Origin of the sequence: Roseovarius sp. PS-C2 (genome assembly GCF_018862045.1) — a bacterium.
GTDB lineage: Bacteria > Pseudomonadota > Alphaproteobacteria > Rhodobacterales > Rhodobacteraceae > Roseovarius.
On record NZ_JAHKSQ010000015.1, the window covers coordinates 24,631 to 40,971 of the forward strand.

Sequence of the window (16,341 nt, forward strand, 5' to 3'; positions counted from 1 at the left end):
AGTTAAGCCACCGACAAAGAACGGCACCATGGAGCAAGTTGCCAATAACGCCTCACTCCTTCCCGGGCGAACAACACTGCGTTCGGGGTAAGGTTCGGTTTGCCGTCCAATGCGTGAACGGAGCAATCTATATGCTGACAAGACGACATTTCATCCAGACGACCACCGCGCTGTTTTCGGCATCGATATCCAGCCCGCTCCTTGCAGACACGTGGCCTACCGATGCGCAGAAGGCAGCTTGGGACGCACAGGTTACACCTCCCGGCTACGACCCGGCCACGTCCAACCCTTGGGGCCTTCACCCTCGCTTCCTGCCACAGCGGGTCCTCGCGAAGGACGGACTTGTACCCGGTGATATCCATGTCGATGCTGTTGCGCGCTATCTCTACCACATCGAAGAAGGCGGCACGGCGATGCGCTATGGCGTGGCGATCGCGCGCGGTAAACTTTACGAACCGGGCACCTATACGATCAAGCGCAAGGTCAGGTGGCCGCATTGGCAGCCGACACAAAACATGATCGACCGCGACCCAGAGCTCTACGCCGATATCGCTGACGGTATGGAACCCGGACCTGAAAACGCGCTCGGATCGCGAGCCCTCTATCTCTTCGTCGGCGACCGAGACACCTATCTAAGGATTCACGGGACACCGTATCCAAGAAGCATTGGCGGCCGTGCGAGTTCCGGCTGCGTCCGAATGGTCATGGCACACATCAATGATCTCTATCCCAACGTCGAGATTGGCTCGACGGCATTCCTGTACTCGGCGGAAGACAGCGTCACCCCGAGAAGTTGACTGGCGCATCATGTGTTACGCGTGGGCTTGACGCATCTATGGGCTGATCAGGACTGGCGCGAAGTGCAGATGGGGTTGCCACCTGCCGAGCGTAGCGGAACCAAGGTGTTTTCCACCGGACCGCTGTGTTCATACCAATAACAGCCATCCTCGGGACGAAGCCGCGCCGTGGTGAGATCCTGACCAGGCGCAGCAAGGGCAATGACGGCCTCGGGAACACTTCCCACTTCGTTGCGAGCGCCGCCGTCGTCCAGCGTTGGCACCGCGCAGCCAGCAAGCACCAATGTCGCTGCGATAATCGGCGCGTTTCGTTTCTGCATGTCTACCTCACTCATTCTGATCGCTTCGTACCGGCAAGCGTTGCTCCAACCGCGTCGTTTCAAGGGGGCGGCTAGCTTCAAGCCTCCGCAGGGCGCCTTTCTTGCTGGACGAATATCCACTTGTTGCCCTTGAAGCTCTAGTTACTGTAGGGGCTATGTCAATGTGGAATCAATGAATCCTGAGGTCAATCCATGTCTTCCGACGGCAACCGCAACGATCACGGCCATCCGGGTGATCAAGAGCATTCTGACCCAAGAGGCAACTCCTGTTGCGACGCCAGCAAGGACGTCGCGTCCACGGCGCCAGCGCCGTCTGGCGGAAGGAGCTTTCAGGTCTCCGGGCTCGATTGCGCCGAAGAGGTGGCGATCCTGAACCGGGTTGTCGGGCCGAAAGTGGGCGGAACCGAACACCTGGCATTCGACGTGATCAACGGGCGAATGACCATCCTCGATAGCGCCGAGAGGATACCAGACGACGAAGTCACGCAGTTGGTCGCAACGACCGGCATGAGCGCCAAGCCATGGGATGCCGACAACGCAGCAGAGGACCAGGCGGCGCATCTGGCACGTCAGAAGCGCTTTACCTCGTTGAGCGGCGGCTTCTGGGCGGCGGGATTCCTTTTTCACATTGTCGAGACCGGCATGGGCGGCGCGCTCGGGCTCTTTGCGGGCCATGGCGAGGTGCCTATGCCTATGGTGGAAGCAGGGATCTTCGCCGTCGCGATTCTTTTTGGCGTCTGGCTTGTCGCGCCCAAGGCCTGGTCTTCGGCGCGGAGGCTTAGCCCCGACATGAACCTGCTCATGGTGGTGGCCGTCGCGGGCGCCATCGGCCTCGGCGAGTTTTTTGAGGCCGCGACGGTCGCCTTCTTCTTCTCGCTTTCGCTTTATCTTGAGAGCTGGAGCGTGGGGCGGGCGCGTAATGCGGTTTCCGCGCTCCTCGATCTGGCGCCGCCAACGGCGCGGGTTCTTTACGACGACGGATCTGAATCCGACGTTCCGGCCGCGGCCGTGGCAGTCAATGCAAGGTTTATCGTGCGCGGCGGCGACCGGATCCCCCTCGACGGTGAGGTCGTGGACGGGGCAGGGGCCGTCGATCAGGCCCCAATTACTGGGGAAAGCGCGCTAGTGCCCAAGGAACCAGGCGACGAGGTCTATGCCGGCACGATCAACGGCGAGGGCACACTGACGGTGCGGGCGACGAAGGCCGCCTCGGACACGGTGCTCGCGAAAATCATTCGCATGGTGGGCGATGCCCATGCCCGCCGCGCGCCGGTCGAACAGTGGGTGGCCAAGTTCGCGCGCATCTACACACCCATCGTGATGGCTTTGGCGATCGCCATCGCGCTGGTGCCGCCACTGCTGCTCGGCGGCGCCTGGGACTACTGGTTCTACAATGCTCTGGTCCTTCTGGTCATCGCATGTCCTTGCGCGCTGGTCATTTCTACGCCGGTCTCCATCGTGGCAGCGCTGACCGCGTCGGCACGGGCGGGGGTGCTCATCAAGGGCGGCGCCTATGTCGAGGCGCCGGGGCGGACCACGGCACTGGCGATGGACAAGACCGGGACGATCACCATGGGCGAGCCTGAGGTGGCGGCGGTTCACCCACTGGTCGGCGTTTCCGCACGCGATCTCATGGCGCTGGCAGCAAGCCTGGAGGCGCGGTCTTCACACCCGCTGGCACGCGCCATCCTCTCGCGCGCCGAAGCCGATGGTGTTTCCGTGTCTGCCGCAGAGGACACCCGTACCGTGCCCGGGCGCGGTCTGGAAGGACGCGCCGACGGGCGCGCTATCTGGCTCGGCTCGGATCGCTTCGCCGAAGAGAAGGGGTTCGGCAATGCCATTCCGGCGGATCTGCGGGATCGGATCGAAGGGGCAGGGAGCACCCTCGTTGCCGTGGGTGACGAGACCGGCGTGACCGGCGTACTGGAGCTTCGCGACCGCATCCGCCCAGATGCAAAGGGGATCGTTGCGCGTCTGCATGCGCAGGGTGTGAAGACCATCGTGATGTTGACGGGCGACAACGAACGCACCGCGCGCGCGGTGGCAGCCGAAGTCGGCATCGACGAGGTGCGCGCCGAACTTTTGCCAGAAGACAAGGTGACGGCCATTGAGGAACTCGTCGAAAGCCACGACATGGTGGCGATGATCGGCGACGGTGTGAATGACGCACCGGCCATGGCGCGGGCGCATTATGCCATCGCCATGGGCGCTGTCGGATCGGATGCCGCGATCGAGACGGCCGACATCGCGCTGATGACCGACGACATCGGCAAGGTACCCTGGCTTATCGGCCATTCGCGCCGTGCCATGACGATCATCCACCAGAATATCGGCATATCGCTGGCGACCAAGGCGCTGTTCGTCGGGCTGACCGCGTTCGGTATGGCCTCAATGTGGGGCGCCATTGCTGCGGATGTAGGCGTGTCTCTGCTGGTGGTCGCCAACGCACTTCGGCTCCTGAACGGCCATCAGGTTGAGGCCGGGCCTTCAGGCGGAGAACCGGTGGGCGAGCAGATGGCGAAAGGAGCACTGGCGCACGGTCATTGATCCGGCGGTTTCGGTAGCTCGATATCGCTTTTGCGGTCCAGCCACGCCAGCGCCCCGACAGAGAATTCCGAACCCCGGTAGGGTTCCGTCCAGGCGGTCTCGATGTCGTCCCAGGGCAGAGGCTCGAGATTTCCAAGAAAGAGCGTCAGACGGTAGGCCGCTGCCTCGGGAAGCCAAGGCGCCTCCTTGGCCGGCGTCGCGGCGACAGGTCCGGACAGGAGGAGCGCACTTGCGAGTGTGGCGAGCAGCACTCTCATAATATTTCGCATCACCACGGCCTCCAAAGTAAAAAGTTAGACATGGCTAACTTATCTACCCGAAGCAAACAAGTTGTCAATCCCGCTATTTCGCTGCAAAGTCCCGAGTATGACAAAGCTACAATCACAAGGGCGTGAGCCATTCGAAGCGGTCGACCGGGCTCCCGAGGCGCAGGCCGATGGCTTTGCGACCGTGCGTCAGGCACATGAAAGCGAGATGGCGGAGGATTACGTCGAACTGATCGCGGAACTGATCGAGACGCGCGGGGAGGCCAGACCGGTCGAGATCGCCGAGCGGCTTGGCGTGAAGCCGCCGACCGTGACCAAGAACATCTCGCGGCTCAAGGCTGCTGGTCTGGTCCGGCGGGAGCCATACCGCGCGATATTCCTCACCGATGCCGGGCAGGACCTCGCGGAGATCTGTCGACGCCGCCACAGGGTCGTCGTCGCCTTTCTTCTGAGCCTGGGAATCGACGAAGAGACCGCGGAACGCGATGCGGAAGGGATCGAGCATCACGTCAGCGGGACGACATTGGAGGCGTTCGAGCGACGGCTCAATCAGAAATGAGCTCGCCTAGATGCACATTCGCGCGATTCTCTATCGGGACCTCGAGCTATCAGGTCTTCAAGCCGCTGACACGTTTGCGCAATTTCGAAGCTCGCTAGCCGAGAACCCGCGACAGCACGATGGTTGCAAACAGGGCGACAAGTCCGAAGGCGATCGCAGACGCTACCGCATATTGGAGGATATCCAGGTGATTCCCCCTCCTCCGTCGTGCCAGATAGCCACCCCAGATCGCGCCTCCGATAGCGCTCACGATCACAAGCATCAGGATACCTCCGTTCCAAAATGCCGCGCATCGGGATCTCGTCCGAGCAAACTGGCCAGCCAGCCGAAGACCCAGCACCCAAAAACAAGAACCAACAAGGTCCAGTCGCCGAACCGCGCATAGGGCGTTGGAGTACGCGCGCCCGGCAGGCCGGCATCAATGGTGCCTGTTTCCCCGGTATCAAGACGCGCGACGACATTTCCATTGGCGTCGATGATCGCGGATATCCCAGTGTTGGCCGCCCGGACCACGGGAAGTCCCTCCTCGACCGCGCGCATCCGCGCGGAGGCGAGGTGCTGCTCGGGTCCGATGCTGGTTCCGAACCAGGCATCATTTGTGGCGTTGAATATCCAGTCGGGGCGGAAAAGGTCATCGACCACGTGGCCCGGAAAGATGATCTCGTAACAGATCGCCACCGCGACCAGAGGCGCGCCAGGGATCGCCAGCGTGCGCGGCCCTGGTCCCGGCGTGAAATCGCCCAACCCTTCGGTCAGCCGCTCGATGGGCAGCCAGCCTTTCAGGGGCACATATTCCCCGAACGGAACAAGATGATGTTTTGCATACCCCGTCAGAACCTCGCCGCTGCCGTCATAGGCCTGAACCGTGTTGAAATATCTGGTTCCCCCATCGCCCTCCACTCGGTCAGGCGCACCTGTCAGTAGGATCCTGCCGTCTGGCAAAGCTGCAGATATCCGCGCGCGTGCCGCAGCATCTTCGTCCAGAAAGCCGGGGAAGGCCGTTTCCGGCCAAAGCAGCAAATCGAAACGTCCGGGTTGCGCGGACAAGCCCAGGTATTTTTCCAAGGTTCGCTGGCGGCTGCCCGGTACCCACTTCTCGACTTGTGGCACATTGCCTTGGACGATGCGCAAAGCAACGTCTGTCGGCGGCACGTCCTGCCCTGACCGAAGCGCACCGCCAACCCAGAAACCCGCCACAGCAACGGCGAAGAGCACGAGAACAGGCGCGCGTCTCTTTGGCGCCGCCACAGTCAACACACCTGGCAATATGCCGATGAAGACCGTGAGAAAGCCCAAACCGTAGCTTCCGACCCAGGCGGCGGGTTGGCGCAGGGCGGCATAGTCGACAAGGGCATAAGCGGCAAGGTTCCAGGGAAACCCTGTCAGGACATGACCCCGCAGCCATTCCGTGGCCACCCAGCAGGTTGCAAACAGCAGGCCCGCCGCAATGCCGCCGACAGCTCGGCGCTGCATGATGGCGGCAAAAAGCATCGCCGCCATGCCCGGGAAGATGGCAAGTCCGGCGGACAGACCCGCGACCGCCGGAATCGCCAGTGCGCCGAAACGTTCGGCATCGACGTAAAAGCTCTCGGCGATCCAGGAAATTCCAATCCCGAATTGGCCCAGTCCGAAAGCCCAACCGACAAGGAAAGCGCGCGAGGTTGAGATGTTCCGGAGAACGATAAAGAGCACGGAGAAGGCGACAGGGACCGCGATGAGCCAAGAAAACGGCGGAAGAGTCAAAACCGTCAATCCGCCGGCAGCAAGGGCAAGACCCATGCGCTGGAACAGGTTCAGGTCCTCACTAACGAACTGCGGCAATCCCGGCTTCATGAATCGGTCTGAAGTCGAGCGCCAACCCACGGCGCAATGAGCAGCAGCATCACGCCGCCAACCACAAAAACATCGGCCATGTTGAAGGCAGGCCAGTGCGCCGTCCCGATGTAGAAATCGAGGAAATCCGTCACCGCACGATAGCGCAGGCGGTCCAGAATATTGCCGAGAGCACCGCCGATGATCGCACCATAGGCAATGGCCTCGACCCGGCTGCCGGAACGGATCAGCATAGCCGCCAACCAGACGCAGATGCCAAGCGCCAATACGACAAGGCTCCACCACGGCGCACCGCCGAGAAGCCCGAAGGTCACCCCGTCATTGCGCAGGTAGATGAGATTGAAGCCGGGAAAGACCGATACGCCGGAACTAAGAACAGTCGCATTGGAAACAACGATTGCCTTCGTTGCCTGATCGACAAGAAAGGCGATCAGAGCAGCAAGCAGACCGACGAAGAGGCAAGTTCTCATCCGCTTATCCCAGCCAGACGTCGAGGAACAACATGATCACAAGGCCAACCGCGAGGCCGAGCGTCGCCCTGTTCTGATGGCCGGAACGGTGGGTTTCCGGAATGATTTCGTGGCTGATGACGTAGAGCATCGCCCCGGCGGCGAAGGCGAGGCCCCATGGCAACAGCGGCTGCGAGATGCTGATGATCCCAGCCCCAAGAAGCCCACCTACCGGCTCGACAAGACCTGTCAGGGCGGCGATGCCCCAAGCACGAAACCTGGAATAGCCCTCGCCGAGCAACGAAACCGCCACCGCCAGACCTTCGGGCGCATTCTGGAGGCCGATGCCGATCGCAAGTGGTAACCCGCCCGACAAACCGTCAGCCCCGAACCCGACGCCGACGGCAAGCCCTTCGGGAAAATTGTGGATCGTGATTGCGATGATGAAAAGCCAGACGCGCCGCAGCGATGCGGCGTCGGGGCCTTCCCGCCCCGTCTTGAAATGTTCATGCGGCAGTCGTTCGTTCATCAGAGCGACCGCGCCCATGCCAAGCAGGATCGCAACGCAGACGATGGCCGCCGGCAGAGCACCGTTGTCGAACTGTCCTTCGGCTGCGTCGAGAGCCGGGATGATCAGCGAGAAGAACGAGGCCGCGAGCATGACACCGGCCGCGAAGCCGAGCAGCAGATCGCGCGTGGCCCGGGACGGGATGCGCCCAAAAAGAACGGGGACCGCCCCGACCGCGGTCAGCGATCCGGCGGCCAGGCTTCCCAGAAAGCCAAGCGCTATGGGGGTGAGGGGTTCCAATTGTTAAGGTTCTGCCGCGAGTTCAGTCAGGAGCCGAGTAGCTGGTGTAGACCTCGGTCGATCCGTCTTCGCGGATCAGGAAGACATCGTAAGCCTCCCGGTCGTCCTCCGGTCCCATGCCAGGCGACCCGTAGGGCATTCCCGGCACCGCCAGGCCCACCGCGTCTGGCCGGTCCTCCAGCAGGCGTTGGATGTCAGCTGCCGGTACGTGGCCTTCGATCACGTAGCCGTCGACCAAAGCCGTATGGCATGAGACCATGCGCTGAGGCACGCCATTGTCGACTTTGAAGCGCACAAGAGATCCTCCGAACATGTCCTCGCCAGTCGGCGCGAAGCCATTCTCATCCAGGTGCTTCATCCAGGACAGGCAACAGCCGCAGCCGTTGGTCTTCCGAACATCGATCGGGATCGCCTCTGCGACGGCCTGCGCTGCGGGAAGCAAGGCAAATGCGATGGCAAGGGCGGGAGTAAATCGTTTCATGGATCAAAGCCTCTCGGTTGTTGTTTGCGCAATTTCGCTGGCGAGCCTCTCAGCCAGAAGTGAACGCGCCTCACTCAGTCGCTCAAGCGCGGCCGTGTCGTCCGTTTCACGCTCGGCCGCCTCTGCCAGTCGGTCGTCAGAGAGAGGGTCGGTTGGGCGACCGTCCACCAGCACTTCGTAATGTAGGTTGGGGCCGGTCGCGGTACCTGTCGCACCGACGCGGCCGATCAAATCTCCGGCCATCACGCGCTGCCCTTGTTCGAGTGTGTCCGGCACCTCGCTGAGATGTGCGTATCGTGTCAGGGTGTCGGATCCATGCGCTATCTCCACCACCCGGCCATATCCACCACGACGTCCGATGAAGCTCACGCGTCCGGGCGCCGTTGCTTTTACCGGCGTACCGCTTGCCGCAGCAAAGTCGACGCCGGTGTGCATGCGCACATTGCCGTAGACTGGGTGTGTGCGACGGCCAAAGACGGAACTCAGCCGCGCTCCTTCCACCGGTTGCGCGAACACGCGCAGCACTTCTCCGTCGACATAGATCGTCGCTTGACCGCTGCCGTCGTCCGGCCAGACGATCTCGTAGACCGATCCACCAAGATCCAGCTCAGCGAAGGCAAGCTCAGGCTGACCAATCCTCTTGTTCCCGTCTCGGGCCTCGCGCCAAAGGAGGCGCATCGTCTCGCCCCCCGCAAGATCACGACGGAAATCCACGGTGCCACCCAGCATCTGCGCCAGGTCCACCGCAAACCGGGCGGGGATGTCTGCCGTGTCCAGGGCAGCGAAAATCGAGCTCTCGATCACCGCCTCGCCGGCGAAAGTCACCAATTCGGGGTCCGGCTCCAACACGCGAGCGGCAAGCTGTTCGCCGAAGACCGCCTCTATCCGGACACCGTCTTCGACGGCGAGTTCTACACGACGCGGGTTGTCGTCCGTTGTGGAAACCACGGTAATGATGTGACCCGGACGCAGACGGCGCAAATCGTATTCCGCGCCAATCGCCAAGGCGATTTCGGCGCGATCCGAAGCATCCAGCCCCGCATCGGAGAGGACCGCATCGAGCGTCTCTCCCGACGCAATCTCGCGCGACCATGTGACCAGTGGGGGCTCGATAGATGGCAAGGAGGTATCAGCGGGGGAAACGGTCAGGAGGGGCACGGATCTGAACTCGAATGCGACATCCGCCTGGGCGAGTGTAGGGCGGACCGAATTGGTTTCGGAAATCCGAGGCGGCGCGAGCGGATCGGGAGTCCAGAGGGTCGCTTCTGCAATCGCAGGAGGCACCGGTTCTTTGGGAAGAACGCCAGAGATGGCGATGGCGGTCACCGAAAATGCGCCTGCGACCGCCACGGCCGCCAAGACAGTTCTTATCTTCATGTTGCACCCTCTACGTCTTCTGTCAGTGCGCGCCTGATCTTCGGCACCGCGAATTCTCTTGGCTCGTGATAGTCGATCATCGTGACGAGTTCACCCTCGGCATCGAACAGGAATACGCTTGCCGTATGGTTCATCGTATAGCCGCCGCCCTCGGTAGGGACGCGCTCAAATGAGGCACGAAACCCTTCGGCGGCGCGGGCAATCTGGTCTTCCGGCCCCGTCCAGCCGCGAATGGCCGGATGAAAATAGCCGACATATTCGGCCATGGCCTCGACCGTGTCCCGCTCCGGGTCGACCGTGATGAAGACCACGTTCATCTCTGATGCTTCGTCGCCCAGTTCCTCAAGCCAGCCGGAAATATCCGATAGTGTGGTCGGGCAGACGTCCGGGCAGTAGGTGAACCCGAAAAACACCAATGTCGGACGACCGATCAGGTTGCCAGGCCCTACCTCATTTCCCTCGTGGTCGGTCAGCCGGAACTCCATCGACGATAGGGGCAGGGGCCGCTGCCCTTTTGGTTCAGGCGCACCGGGCCCGTCCACCCGCCACCAGCCCACGAAGAGCGTCAGGCCAAGAACGCCGGCACCGGCTGCGCCGCATAGAAGGAGCTGCCGACGTTGCATCAGCCCTCCGGTCCACGCGCGGCGATGCCGAGGATTGGGATCTCGACCGTCACCTTGCCGCCATCCGAGAAGGTCAGTGTCAGCAGGAAAGTCTCGCCTTCGGTCATCGGCTCCTGCAGCTTCATGAGCATGGCGTGCAGCCCGCCCGGCTCCAATGCCACGCTTTGGCCGGGCTCAATCGTGATCTCGCCTGCAGGCGCCATGGAACTGACGCCATCGGAGTTGGTTTTCGACTCATGGATCTCGGGCATCATTGCCAGCGGTGTCGCAAGTCCAGTCAGCGTCACGGCGTCTTCACCCGTGTTGCGCACGGTCAAATAGGCGGCACCTGGCCTGTTGACGCCGATCGAGGCGCGGGACCACGCGTTCTCGACCACGACATCCTCCGAACCGGCCAGTGCGGGGGCCGACAACCCTGCAACCGCCAGAAGCACGGCCAATGCATTGGTATATCTCAGCTTCTTCACCACTCGTTTCTCCTGCTTCCGCGAATCAGCTTTGGCTTGCCGCAACTTCCACTGCCACCAGCCTCCGCAATTCGGCCTCACCGAACGGATCGAGAGGCTTGCCGTTCACGAAGAACGTGGGCGTTTGGCGGACCCCGACTGTCTCGACATCGGCGCGGTCCTGGTTGAGCACCGCCACGACACCGGGGGCCAGCATCTGTGTCCGGGCGGCATCCGTATCGAGCCCTGCGGTCGAAGCTATCTGTAAAATCAAACCCGGCTCCGGCGCCCCGTGCGAGGCCCACTTCGGCTGCTCGCGCAGGACTGCCTCAAGCACGGGTTCAAACACGTCCTGCATGCGCGCCGCCTCGAGCACACGGATCGCTTCTACTGACGCCTCGCCGTGAAAAGGCGTGTAGCGAATTACAACACGCACCGCGTCTCTGTGCTCCGCCATGATATCCTCGACGACCGGATAGAAAGCGCGGCATGCCTCGCAGGCTGGGTCGAAGAATTCAACGATGGTTACGGGCGCATCCGCAGGTCCAAGGATCGGGGAATAGGGTCGGATCAGCGCGTCGGCCAATTCAGGGTCGATGGGATCGGCCGCGGCACTCGGGTCGGGGCGGCGGGCATACCAGGCGGCACCGCCGAAACCGGCGACACCGAGCGCGAGAACGGACAGGATGAGGCCGCGTCGTTTCATTCTTGTGTTTCCTTCAGTGAGACGGCCGACAGCAGCCCGATCACCACGAAGGCGGCGAGCGCCATCAGGGGGATCGGAACGCCGAAGACCAATTGATTGTCGTCGGTACAGGATGGGCCGGTCGCCGTGCAGGGCTGGATGCGTTCGGGGATCAGCCCGACATAGAGGCCGAGGTGCCAAAGTGCTATGGCGGCGCCCCCGATTGCCAGCGCGATCCCGTAGCGACCCACGCGCCGATCCTGCCACCACAGGCCGAGCCCGAGGACGATGGCCAGGGGGAACATGAAAGCGCGCTGAAACCAGCAGAGCACGCAAGGCGTCTGCCCCAGCACCTCGCCAATGAAAAACACGGCAAGCGATGCGGTGAGCGCGATGATCCAGGCCAGCCCGACGGCCATCTCTCCGGAAAGTCGGGTCATGACGATCAGATCCTCTCTCTCAGATCGGCGAGGATCTCTTCGGCAGGCGTGCCATAGGGCCAGGAGCCCGCGAAGCCTGCTTGCGTGTCGAAAAGGAAAAGATGCGACGTGTGCCCCATCGTGTATCCGCCCGGTGCAGTGGCCTCCTCGATCCGCTCAAAGAATATCGGGAAGGTCTCGGATGTCGCGGCGATCTGCTCCGGTGTACCGGTAAGCCCGATGATTCCTGCGTCGAACAGCGGCACATACTCGGCAAGTGCCGTCGGCGTATCGCGTTCGGGATCGATCGTTATGAAAATCGGCTGAACCATTGCCGCCTCATCGCCCAGGCCCTCCATCACGGCAGCAACCTCGGACAGTGTCGTCGGACAGACGTCGGGGCAATTGGTGAAGCCGAAGAAGACCAACATCCAGCGTCCTTCGAAATCTTCCGCTGTTTGAACCATGCCACGATGATCGGTCAGTTCGAAATCAGCGAAAAACGGTGGTTCATCCTCGGCTCGGGCAAGGTCGGCACGGTAATCGGACCATAGCAACAGCCAGATGAAAACGAACGCCGCCGCGCCCGCCAACACCCACAATACCTTCTGAAGACCTGAAAGCCTCACGCCGCTCCGCCCGAACTTGATTCTATATTTTGTGCGCGTTTACATCCTCTAGCTACTGTAGGTTCAAGCGTGATTGTCATCGATCGGCCAACAATCACCGATTTGTGAAACTCAGGTGAAGCTTGTGATGCGCACCGCATAAAGCTACACCCACTGTAGGTAATGTGGGGAGCGGAAATGCTGACGATTGGGACGCTGGCGAAGAAGACCGGAACAAAGGTGCAGACCATCCGGTATTACGAGCAGATCGGACTTATGCCTGAGCCCGGCAGGACCGAGGGGGGCCAACGACGCTATGGCGCCGCCGAACTCGACCGCTTGTCATTCGTCCGGCACGCACGGCAATTGGGATTCTCGTTGGACGCGATCCGTGAGCTCCTCGATCTCAGCGATCATCCGGGAAAGTCCTGCGCGGAGGCGGATGCAATAGCCCGTCGGCAACTCAAACAGGTCGAGCAACGATTGGCGCGGCTCGAGGCGCTGCGGACGGAATTGAAGCGGATGGTGCATGAGTGCAGCGGCGGGCAGACTTCAGACTGCCGTGTGCTCGAGGTACTGCGCGACCATTCCGAATGCCTGACCGACCATGAAGAGATCGGCGCCTGAGCAATTTCGACGACCTTTGATCGGAACGCAAAAAGCCCGATGTTAGTTACTCATTGGCAATTCACTAATTTGGATACCTGGCATGGCGGAGCAGAGAAACGCAACGGAAAGACGCACACTCTGGATCGTGCTGGGTCTCAACATCGGGCTGGCAATCGCTTTCTTCGCCTCAGGCGCATTCGGCGATTCAAGCGCGCTTATCGCCAATGGCCTCGACAATCTGTCGGACAGTTTCGTCTACGCGATCAGCCTCTTCGCGCTGTCCCGCTCCGCCAAGTGGAAGCGCGGAGCGGCGAACGTTTCGGGCGGCCTGCTGATCCTCTTCGCCCTTGGCATCCTGTATGACGCCTGGCGCCGCTACGTCGGCGGATCGGATCCTCTTGGCACGATCATGATTGTCATGGCGCTGGTAGCGGCGGCCATCAACGCACTTTGCGTCTGGCTGCTGGCACGGCTTCGCGATCCAGACGTGAACATCCGAGCGGCGAATACCTTCAGCTGGAACGACTTCGCGGCCAATCTCGGAATCGTCGTCGCAGGCGGGCTCGTGGCTTGGCTCGGAACGAACTGGCCGGACCTTGTCGTGGGCGTGATTGTCGCCGGCATCGCGGCCTGGGGTGGCGTCGGAATCCTGAAAGACGCGCATGGTGAACACCACAAGGCGGTGCACGATGACAATCAGGCAAGTGAGGACATCGCCTGAAATCGGGGCTTGAAGCTACAGTGACTGTAGCAACTACATATTCTCGTGAACGATTCGAGGAGATACCCCGTGAACCCCGCCGCCCCTCATTTGGCCAAAACCCGGCTACTGGATTTTGACGCGACCTCAATTGCAAAACTGATCGAGGAGCGCGGCTGGGCAGACCTTCCCAGCGAGGACCGAACTGGGGCCATCTATGATTTCGTCAGGAACGAGATTCCCTTCGGCTACAACCGCGCCGACGACATTCCGGCGTCCGAGGTCCTCGCAGATGGCCACGGGCAGTGCAACACCAAGGGCACGCTCCTCATGGCCCTGCTGCGTGGCGTGGGAGTTCGCTGCCGACTGCACGGATTCACAATCCACAAGGCGCTTCAGAGAGGCGTCGTTCCGGAACTCGTCTATCCCCTCGCGCCGTCCGAAATCCTCCACTCCTGGGTAGAGGTGGACTTGGGGGACGGATGGGTCAATCTCGAAGGCTTCATCCTGGACGCGTCCTTCTTGCAAGCATTGCAGCACGAATTCCGCGACACGGATAGTCTGTGCGGCTACGGGGTTGGAACGGAAAGTCTGAGCGCCCCGCCTGTCGCCTGGACCGGGAATGACACGTACATCCAGAAAACCGGTATTGCTCGCGATTTCGGAACCTTTGAGGCGCCCGACGATTTTTACTCAAAGCACCGCCAGAACTTCGGATTTGTGCGCGACTTGCTTTATCGCCACGTCATCCGTCACTGGATGAATGCCAGGGTTCGCCGCATCCGCCGCGGAATCTTGCCGCCGGTCCCCGGATTCAATCGGCCGAACCACCGCCATGAGGAGACGAACCGTGCCGCATGATCACGGCCACGCCCACATCGATCCTCAATCCGGTGATCGTCGCGTCTCCATCGCCATCTGGGCCAACGGCCTCCTGACGGTTGCGCAGATCGTCGGCGGGATCCTTTCCGGCAGCCTCGCGCTGATCGCGGATGCCCTCCACAATTTCTCGGACATGGCGTCGCTGGTGATCGCCTTCTTCGCGCGTAAGATCGCTCGCCGCCCGGCGGACAAGCGCATGACCTTCGGCTATGGGCGGGTAGAAATCGTCGCAGCGCTCATCAACTACACGACACTTATCCTGATCGGCTTCTATCTGATCTACGAGGGTGGCATGCGCATGATCGACCCACCAGAGGTACAGGGCTGGACGGTGGTGATTCTGGGCGGTGTGGCACTGGTCGTCGACACGTTGACGGCGCTGCTCACCTATTCGATGCAGAAAGGCAGCGTGAACATCCGTGCGCTCTTCCTGCACAACCTGTCGGACGCATTGGCCTCCGTGGCGGTCATCATCGGCGGCTCGCTCATCCTCCTCTACGACATGCGGTGGGCCGACCCGGCCATCACCATCGGCATCGCTCTTTACATCCTCTACCTCGCATTTACCGAGATCGGCGGTCCGATTCGGACGCTAATGCTCGGCAGTCCACCGGACATCGATAATGAAGCCGTCGTTGAGGCGATGCGAGGTGTGGATGGTGTCGCGGACGTTCATCACGTGCATCTGTGGCAGATGCAGGAGCACGAGGCCGCTCTGGACTGCCACGTCGTGCTGACAGCGGACGGCTGGGGTCAAATCGAAAAGATCAAGGCCGCGATCAAGGACCGGCTGAAGGACGATTTCAGCATCGGTCATTCGAGTCTGGAATTTGAACACGAAGACCGTGCACACGAAAACGCTGACCTTTACGGTCACGGCAAGCCGGAAAAAGAGGAGGAAAACCATGTTCACCGAGACACTGACAGATCATGACGATACGATTGGCCTCGCCTGCGAGGGCAAGCTCAGCGAAAGCGACCTGAAGCGGATGCACGCCCTGCTTCATCAGCGCCTGCAAGAGGCAAGCAAGCCCGGCATGGTTCTCGATCTTACGAGGTTTGAAGGCTACGAGGGGCCGTCCGCTCTGCTCGAAGATCTGAAGATCGACACAGCTCATAGGAATGACTTCCGCCGCGTTGCTGTGGTGGGCGAAGGGGCTTTGATGAAGTGGGGCACCAAGTTCGCCGATGTGCTGACCAAGGCCGAACTCCGCCAGTTCAACCCCTCGGGAACGGATGCGGCAATCGCTTGGGTAAGTGAAAGGTAGGGGAGCTTTCAATCAGATGCCTTCGCAGAAGGCGGCATCTATTCGAAACCATAAACAGACGAACTACAGCAGTTGCGAGGCCAAGAGCAATCCGAATTTTCTGAACATGGTCGGTCCTTTCGCAAAGGAGTAACTTCAGTACGGTGGCACTGCCCTTGCCGAAGCACCACCAAATCGTAATGTTGTTTGATTGAACTCAGAGCGCATCCGATTAACATAATTTAGCTTATGCGCGTTTTGCGTGTATTCGGGAGCGCGCTACCCTGAAGTGCGACTCCTATTAGAAAACAATAAGTTATCTAATAGGAGAATATCGCATGGGAGCCGTTTACACGCAACTATCACTGCAAGAACGCCGTAAGATCGAGAACTGGTGGCATGCAAAGGTGCCCGTCAGAGAGATGGCGCGTGTCCTCAAGCGCCACAAATCGACGATCTTTCGTGAGATCAAACGTAACTTCTGGGCCGATGATGCCTTTCCCAAGAAGTACGCCGGTTACTTCGGTCACGCGGCACAGCTTCAGACGAACAAACGCCGCTCGGTACAGCGCAAGCTGATCCGGCATCCTGAACTGTGCAAGACTGTTGTGGCAAAGATCAAACTGGGCTGGACACCAGAGCAGATTGGCAATCGGATGATCTATGAAGGTGCTAAGCTGCGAGT

At 61.0% G+C, this 16,341-nt stretch carries 21 protein-coding genes; 9 read left to right on the forward strand and 12 right to left on the reverse strand.

Annotation, left to right across the window (positions count from 1 at the left end):
* Positions 1-131 precede the first annotated feature (131 nt).
* The gene (locus KPG71_RS18535) at positions 132-797 is read left to right on the forward strand and encodes a L,D-transpeptidase (protein WP_007803448.1); all 666 of its coding nucleotides are present in this window, start codon (positions 132-134) and stop codon (positions 795-797) included.
* A gap of 47 nt (positions 798-844) precedes the next feature.
* Here the strand turns inward: KPG71_RS18535 and KPG71_RS18540 are convergent, their stop codons facing one another.
* Positions 845-1,117 (reverse strand): hypothetical protein, encoded by a 273-nt coding sequence (locus tag KPG71_RS18540; RefSeq protein ID WP_012187176.1) that lies wholly within the window; start codon positions 1,115-1,117, stop codon positions 845-847.
* 192 nt (positions 1,118-1,309) lie between these two features.
* On the opposite strand from KPG71_RS18540, the gene KPG71_RS18545 reads away from it, so the two are divergent.
* On the forward strand, positions 1,310-3,664 hold the full coding sequence (locus tag KPG71_RS18545) for a cation-translocating P-type ATPase (protein WP_207287124.1): 2,355 nt from the start codon (positions 1,310-1,312) through the stop codon (positions 3,662-3,664).
* Here KPG71_RS18545 and KPG71_RS18550 read toward each other — a convergent pair.
* Entirely contained in the window at positions 3,658-3,915 is a 258-nt protein-coding gene (locus KPG71_RS18550; protein ID WP_007803452.1) for a hypothetical protein, read from the reverse strand. The two genes, KPG71_RS18545 and KPG71_RS18550, sit on opposite strands and share 7 nt — an antisense overlap.
* A 115-nt stretch (positions 3,916-4,030) precedes the next feature.
* Here KPG71_RS18550 and mntR point away from each other — a divergent pair, with 115 nt between their 5' ends.
* On the forward strand, positions 4,031-4,489 hold the full coding sequence (gene mntR / locus KPG71_RS18555; protein ID WP_008327326.1) for a manganese-binding transcriptional regulator MntR: 459 nt from the start codon (positions 4,031-4,033) through the stop codon (positions 4,487-4,489).
* Positions 4,490-4,750: 261 nt separating this feature from the next.
* On the opposite strand, the gene lnt is transcribed toward mntR, so the two are convergent.
* From lnt to KPG71_RS18605, 10 genes are read right to left on the reverse strand one after another with little or no spacing between them, the layout of a single operon-like run.
* Entirely contained in the window at positions 4,751-6,322 is a 1,572-nt protein-coding gene (gene lnt, locus KPG71_RS18560; RefSeq protein ID WP_009807490.1) for an apolipoprotein N-acyltransferase, read from the reverse strand.
* Positions 6,319-6,792, reverse strand: a complete 474-nt coding sequence (gene lspA / locus KPG71_RS18565) for a signal peptidase II (RefSeq protein ID WP_216340058.1) — start codon at positions 6,790-6,792, stop codon at positions 6,319-6,321. Before lspA ends, lnt begins: the two co-directional genes overlap by 4 nt.
* A 4-nt stretch (positions 6,793-6,796) precedes the next feature.
* Positions 6,797-7,579 (reverse strand): ZIP family metal transporter, encoded by a 783-nt coding sequence (locus KPG71_RS18570; RefSeq protein ID WP_216340061.1) that lies wholly within the window; start codon positions 7,577-7,579, stop codon positions 6,797-6,799.
* Positions 7,580-7,601: 22 nt separating this feature from the next.
* The gene (locus KPG71_RS18575; protein ID WP_216340062.1) at positions 7,602-8,060 is read right to left on the reverse strand and encodes a DUF411 domain-containing protein; all 459 of its coding nucleotides are present in this window, start codon (positions 8,058-8,060) and stop codon (positions 7,602-7,604) included.
* 3 nt (positions 8,061-8,063) lie between these two features.
* Entirely contained in the window at positions 8,064-9,437 is a 1,374-nt protein-coding gene (locus KPG71_RS18580) for a M23 family metallopeptidase (RefSeq protein ID WP_216340065.1), read from the reverse strand.
* Positions 9,434-10,060: an SCO family protein gene (locus KPG71_RS18585; protein WP_216340068.1), complete on the reverse strand. Its 627-nt coding sequence runs from the start codon at positions 10,058-10,060 to the stop codon at positions 9,434-9,436. The genes KPG71_RS18580 and KPG71_RS18585 overlap by 4 nt, the downstream gene beginning before the upstream one ends.
* Positions 10,060-10,527, reverse strand: coding sequence for a copper chaperone PCu(A)C (locus KPG71_RS18590; RefSeq protein WP_216340070.1), 468 nt, complete (start codon positions 10,525-10,527; stop codon positions 10,060-10,062). Before KPG71_RS18590 ends, KPG71_RS18585 begins: the two co-directional genes overlap by 1 nt.
* 25 nt (positions 10,528-10,552) lie before the next feature.
* Positions 10,553-11,212 carry a thioredoxin domain-containing protein gene (locus KPG71_RS18595; RefSeq protein ID WP_216340072.1) on the reverse strand — a complete coding sequence of 220 codons (660 nt, stop codon included), beginning with the start codon at positions 11,210-11,212 and terminating at the stop codon, positions 10,553-10,555.
* The gene (locus tag KPG71_RS18600) at positions 11,209-11,631 is read right to left on the reverse strand and encodes a disulfide bond formation protein B (protein ID WP_216340074.1); all 423 of its coding nucleotides are present in this window, start codon (positions 11,629-11,631) and stop codon (positions 11,209-11,211) included. The genes KPG71_RS18595 and KPG71_RS18600 overlap by 4 nt, the downstream gene beginning before the upstream one ends.
* 5 nt (positions 11,632-11,636) lie before the next feature.
* Positions 11,637-12,203 (reverse strand): SCO family protein, encoded by a 567-nt coding sequence (locus KPG71_RS18605; RefSeq protein ID WP_216340076.1) that lies wholly within the window; start codon positions 12,201-12,203, stop codon positions 11,637-11,639.
* Positions 12,204-12,416: 213 nt separating this feature from the next.
* On the opposite strand from KPG71_RS18605, the gene KPG71_RS18610 reads away from it, so the two are divergent.
* The 6 genes from KPG71_RS18610 to KPG71_RS18635 form a co-directional block, all read left to right on the forward strand.
* Positions 12,417-12,845 carry a helix-turn-helix domain-containing protein gene (locus KPG71_RS18610; protein ID WP_216340077.1) on the forward strand — a complete coding sequence of 143 codons (429 nt, stop codon included), beginning with the start codon at positions 12,417-12,419 and terminating at the stop codon, positions 12,843-12,845.
* Between the two features lie 82 nt (positions 12,846-12,927).
* Positions 12,928-13,548, forward strand: a complete 621-nt coding sequence (locus KPG71_RS18615) for a cation transporter (protein WP_074837395.1) — start codon at positions 12,928-12,930, stop codon at positions 13,546-13,548.
* Between the two features lie 69 nt (positions 13,549-13,617).
* A complete protein-coding gene (locus KPG71_RS18620) occupies positions 13,618-14,388 on the forward strand; it encodes a transglutaminase family protein (protein WP_216340079.1) in 771 nt (256 codons plus the stop codon).
* Entirely contained in the window at positions 14,378-15,343 is a 966-nt protein-coding gene (locus KPG71_RS18625) for a cation diffusion facilitator family transporter (RefSeq protein ID WP_216340081.1), read from the forward strand. Before KPG71_RS18620 ends, KPG71_RS18625 begins: the two co-directional genes overlap by 11 nt.
* Positions 15,315-15,677: an STAS/SEC14 domain-containing protein gene (locus KPG71_RS18630; RefSeq protein WP_216340083.1), complete on the forward strand. Its 363-nt coding sequence runs from the start codon at positions 15,315-15,317 to the stop codon at positions 15,675-15,677. The genes KPG71_RS18625 and KPG71_RS18630 overlap by 29 nt, the downstream gene beginning before the upstream one ends.
* 317 nt (positions 15,678-15,994) lie before the next feature.
* Positions 15,995-16,341 (forward strand): helix-turn-helix domain-containing protein (locus KPG71_RS18635; protein WP_216340085.1); only part of this gene is annotated, 347 nt, incomplete at its 3' end.

What these genes read in the sequence shown, in the direction of transcription:
- KPG71_RS18535 (WP_007803448.1), top strand. Translation starts at nt 132, where the DNA reads ATGCTGACAAGACGACATTTCATCCAGACGACCACCGCGCTGTTTTCG.
- KPG71_RS18540 (WP_012187176.1), bottom strand. Translation starts at nt 1,117, where the DNA reads ATGCAGAAACGAAACGCGCCGATTATCGCAGCGACATTGGTGCTTGCT.
- KPG71_RS18545 (WP_207287124.1), top strand. Translation starts at nt 1,310, where the DNA reads ATGTCTTCCGACGGCAACCGCAACGATCACGGCCATCCGGGTGATCAA.
- mntR (WP_008327326.1), top strand. Translation starts at nt 4,031, where the DNA reads ATGACAAAGCTACAATCACAAGGGCGTGAGCCATTCGAAGCGGTCGAC.
- lnt (WP_009807490.1), bottom strand. Translation starts at nt 6,322, where the DNA reads ATGAAGCCGGGATTGCCGCAGTTCGTTAGTGAGGACCTGAACCTGTTC.
- lspA (WP_216340058.1), bottom strand. Translation starts at nt 6,792, where the DNA reads ATGAGAACTTGCCTCTTCGTCGGTCTGCTTGCTGCTCTGATCGCCTTT.
- KPG71_RS18575 (WP_216340062.1), bottom strand. Translation starts at nt 8,060, where the DNA reads ATGAAACGATTTACTCCCGCCCTTGCCATCGCATTTGCCTTGCTTCCC.
- KPG71_RS18580 (WP_216340065.1), bottom strand. Translation starts at nt 9,437, where the DNA reads ATGAAGATAAGAACTGTCTTGGCGGCCGTGGCGGTCGCAGGCGCATTT.
- KPG71_RS18585 (WP_216340068.1), bottom strand. Translation starts at nt 10,060, where the DNA reads ATGCAACGTCGGCAGCTCCTTCTATGCGGCGCAGCCGGTGCCGGCGTT.
- KPG71_RS18595 (WP_216340072.1), bottom strand. Translation starts at nt 11,212, where the DNA reads ATGAAACGACGCGGCCTCATCCTGTCCGTTCTCGCGCTCGGTGTCGCC.
- KPG71_RS18600 (WP_216340074.1), bottom strand. Translation starts at nt 11,631, where the DNA reads ATGACCCGACTTTCCGGAGAGATGGCCGTCGGGCTGGCCTGGATCATC.
- KPG71_RS18610 (WP_216340077.1), top strand. Translation starts at nt 12,417, where the DNA reads ATGCTGACGATTGGGACGCTGGCGAAGAAGACCGGAACAAAGGTGCAG.
- KPG71_RS18615 (WP_074837395.1), top strand. Translation starts at nt 12,928, where the DNA reads ATGGCGGAGCAGAGAAACGCAACGGAAAGACGCACACTCTGGATCGTG.
- KPG71_RS18630 (WP_216340083.1), top strand. Translation starts at nt 15,315, where the DNA reads ATGTTCACCGAGACACTGACAGATCATGACGATACGATTGGCCTCGCC.